3 protein-coding genes are annotated in these 3907 nt (G+C 72.3%); 2 read left to right on the forward strand and 1 reads right to left on the reverse strand.

All coding sequences use genetic code 11. The features are described 5' to 3' along the window. Positions 1-1406 (reverse strand): MFS transporter (locus EBH09_RS07340; protein ID WP_238697229.1); only part of this gene is annotated, 1406 nt, incomplete at its 3' end. 260 nt (positions 1407-1666) lie between these two features. On the opposite strand from EBH09_RS07340, the gene EBH09_RS37725 reads away from it, so the two are divergent. Together EBH09_RS37725 and EBH09_RS07350 are read left to right on the forward strand one after the other, a co-directional pair. Beyond that, on the forward strand, positions 1667-2905 hold the full coding sequence (locus EBH09_RS37725; protein WP_193776154.1) for a hypothetical protein: 1239 nt from the start codon (positions 1667-1669) through the stop codon (positions 2903-2905). 238 nt (positions 2906-3143) lie between these two features. Further along, positions 3144-3907, forward strand: a 764-nt coding sequence (locus tag EBH09_RS07350) for a phosphatase PAP2 family protein (protein ID WP_153182619.1), incomplete at its 3' end; no start/stop codon positions are given.

Consider the following 3907-nt stretch of genomic DNA (forward strand, 5'->3'; position numbering starts at 1 on the left):
CCGCCAAGCTGCGCGGCCACCTCGTACGCCTCCCCCAGCGAATGCCCCGCCGCGACCGACGCCGGCCCCGGCACCCCGGGCACACCCCCCGCCAGCCCTGGCGCGTACGCCGCGTTCATCACGCTGCCCAGCAGCGCGATCCCGATCCCGGCGCCCAGCTGGTACGACGTCTCCCCGATCGCCGCCGCCCCACCGGCCTGCTCCTGCGGAGCTTCGCTCAGCATCGACTCGTACGCCCCGAAGAGCGTCGTCTCCAGCCCAAAGCCGAGCAGCACGAACCCGGAGAGCATCAGCGCGCAGTTGTCGGTCCGCCCCAGCGCCGTCAGCAGCACCACCGCGAAGGCGGTCAGACAGAACCCGGCGCACACCGTCCGCCGCGGCCCGAACCGCCGCAGCATCCGCGCGCCCGCCAGCCCCGCCGCCATCGCCGCGAAGGTCAGCGGCAGCAGCCGCAGCCCGGTCTCCAGCGGGGACAGCCCGAGCACCAGCTGCAGGTACTGGGCCGCGATCAGTTCCAGACCCACCAGCGCCAGCATCGCCAGCACGATGCACCCCACGGACGTGCTGAACGCCGGCCGCCGGAACATCTCCAGGTCCACCAGAGGGTGCGTTCGCCGCCGCTGCCGTCGCACGAAGGAGACCAGCAGGGCCGCGCCCGCCACCAGCGGCAGCACGGTGAGCACGCTCGCCACCGGCTCCCCGCCGCCCAGCCGCTTCACGCCGAGGACGACGCCGAACAGGCCGCCCGCCGCCATCAGCGCGCCGACGACGTCCCAGGGCCCGCGGCCGTCACCCTTCGACTCGGGCAGCAGCAGCCGCCCCACCGGGAGGCTGACCAGCATCAGCGGGATGTTGACGAGGAAGACCGAGCCCCACCAGAAGTGCTCCAGCAGGAAGCCGCCGAGCAGCGGGCCGACCGCCGCGCCGACCGCGGCCACGGCGCTCCAGATACCGATGGCCATCGCCCGTTCCCGCCGGTCGGGAAAGACCTGGCGCAGGATCGACAGCGTCGCCGGCATGATCATCGCGCCGCCGACGCCGAGCAGCGCGCGGGCCACGATCAGCAGCTGGGCGTTGTCCGCGAGGGCCGCCAGCGCGGAGGCGACGCCGAAGAGCGCGTAGCCGAGCAGGAGGACCCGTCTGCGGCCCACCCGGTCACCCAGCGTGCCGAACAGGATCAGCAGCGAGGCGCAGACGAGCGGGTAGATGTCGACGATCCAGAGCAGTTCGATGGCGCCGGGCCGCAGGTCCTCGGTGACGGCGGGGACCGCCACGTGCAGCACGGTCGCGTCGACGGCGACGAGCAGCAGGCTGACGCAGAGGACGACCAGAACCGCCCAGCGGTTGGCACCGGCCCCGGCCGCCCGACGGCGCAGCGCGGCGGCAGCCGTGGTCGTCCCGGACATGTACGTACCTCCAAGATGTTCCCTCGCGTCCGGCGGGCTGCGCGGGGTGGGGACTCCCCTGCGGCTCGGCCGGAGAGGAGCGGGGTCTCCGGGCCGCGCAACGGAACGCGAGTGACTCGCCAGAGTACGCGAGAGGGCGCACCGCACACGTGGCGGACCTCACACATCCCGCGTGACCTGTGTGGCATCCACCACCACGTCCGCCGGCCCGCCTGCCCCGGCCTGCGGGGCCCCGCCGTGCCCGGCAGATAATCGAGCCCGTGACCGATCTTGAAACGCGCACGGCGGGCCGCGCCGGTGCCCTGCGCCGGGCCGCCCCGGCGCTCCTCGGCTACGCGGCCGTACGCGCCCTCGGCCTGCTCGCCCTGGCCCTGTGGAGTGCCGCGCGCGACAAGAGCGCGTACACGCTGCTGACCGCCCGCTGGGACTCCCTCTGGTACACCGGGGTCGCCGACCTGGGCTACGGCTACGAGGTGCGCCTACCGAACGGCGACGTCCATTCCAACCTGGCCTTCTTCCCGCTGCTGCCCTGGCTGGAGCGGTTCGGCGCGGCGGTCTCGCCCCTGTCGTACGCGGATACGGGCTTCGTCGTGAGTCTGCTCGCCTCGCTCGCCGCGGCCTGGGGGATCTTCGCGGTGGCCGACCATGTGTGCGGCCGGAATGACGAAGGCGCGAAGCGCGGCCTTGGAAGGGTGGTGGCGGGAGACGGGCGGGCAGGGGTGTGCGCGGTGCTGCTGTGGGCCGCGCTGCCGGTCGGGATCGTGCAGTCCATGGCGTACAGCGAGTCCCTGTTCACGGCGCTGGCCGCCTGGTCGCTGTACGCGGTGCTGACCGGGCGCTGGGTGACGGCGGGGGCGCTGGCCGCGCTGGCCGGGCTGACCCGTCCGGTCGGACTCGCGGTGGCGGCGGCGGTGTGGGCGGCCGCGGTCGTGGCATTCGTGCGAAACCGGAGCGACGCCGTCCCGGACGGCGCCCACGGCTCGGAGCGCGCCCCCGGTGACGGCGCGCGGCGTGTGCTCGGCATACTCCTCGCGCCCCTGGGCGCCGCCGGGTACGTGCTCTGGGTCGGGCACCGCACCGGCCAGGGCCCGCTCGGCTACCTCGACGTCCAGGCCGGCTGGCGCAACGGCTTCGACGGGGGCGCGGCCTTCGCCCGTTTCGTCGCCGGGATGTTCACGGGGTTCCCGTCGGCCCTGGCGGGCGTCGGGCTGGTCGTCGGGGTCGCGCTGCTGGTCTGGCTGTACGTCGTGTGCGTACGGCAGCGCCAGCCGCTCGCGCTGCTGGTGTACGCGGGGATCGTCACCGTCCTCGCCCTGTGCGCGTCGAGCTACTTCGGCTCGAAGCCCCGGCTGCTCATGCCCGCGTTCCCGCTGCTGCTGCCCCTCGCCGCCGCTCTCGCCCGGCTGCGAACCTCCAGGTCGGCGCTGATCCTGGGCGGTGTGGCGGTGGCTTCGGCGGTGTACGGGGCGTTCTGGCTGAACGGCTCCGGTCCGCCCTGACCGGCCCGGGCCGTCCGATGGCCGCCGGGATAATTCCGTACCAGCATTCGGTTAACGAATTCATAAGCACGATAAAACCGCCGACCGGGCCGATCAAAGGAAATGCAGTCCACGGTCGCCCCGCATTGCGGATTCCTCGGAAATAAACCACTCGCTGAGAGGAATCCCACATCACATCGTCATCACAAAGCCGTTGATTCGGCCGGGATCACTCCTCACTCGCTGTAACGTCGATTGGGTGCGTACCGAACGGAACCTCACCCGTCTGGACCGGGTGTTCGCGAGACTGGACCGGGAGCCGGAACGACCGGCCCACCTAGATGTGCCGGTGATGAGCCGGCACCGGATTGCGCTGTTCGCCGGGACCCTCGCGTTCTATATCGCGATCGTGTGGGCCGTGCTCATCACCTCGTGGCTGGTCCGGCTCGACTGGCAGGTCATGTTCTTCCGGCCCTACCAGCAGTGGCCCGAGATCCACGCGTTCGTCGACTACTACGTGGTGCTCGGCCAGCGCGGCCCCACCGCGGTGATGGTCGCGGCGTGGCTCGGCTGGCGCTCCTGGCGGCAGCACACTCTGCGCCCCCTGCTCGCGCTCGGCGTCTCCCTGCTCCTGCTGAACGTCACGGTGGGAGCCGCCAAGATCGGCATGGGCCGGCTCGGGCCGCACTACGCGACCACGGTCGGCGCCAACGAGATGTGGCTCGGCGGCGATATATTTCCGAGCGGTCACACCGCGAACGCCGTCGTGACCTGGGGCATCCTGGCCTATCTGGCCTCGACGCCGAGGGCGCGGCGCTGGCTGTCGGCCCTGTCGGCGGTCGTTTCACTCGGGGTGGGCATGTCCACCGTCTACCTCGGTACGCACTGGCTCAGCGACGTGCTCCTCGGCTGGGCCGCGGGGCTGCTGATCCTGCTGGCGCTGCCGTGGTTCGAGCCGCTGATCACCCGGGCCGAGGCCTGGATCCTCGGCGTGCGCGACCGCTGGTTCGCCCGCCTCGGCCG

Source organism: Streptomyces sp. E2N166, from assembly GCF_003671715.1.
Lineage (GTDB): Bacteria > Actinomycetota > Actinomycetes > Streptomycetales > Streptomycetaceae > Streptomyces > Streptomyces thinghirensis.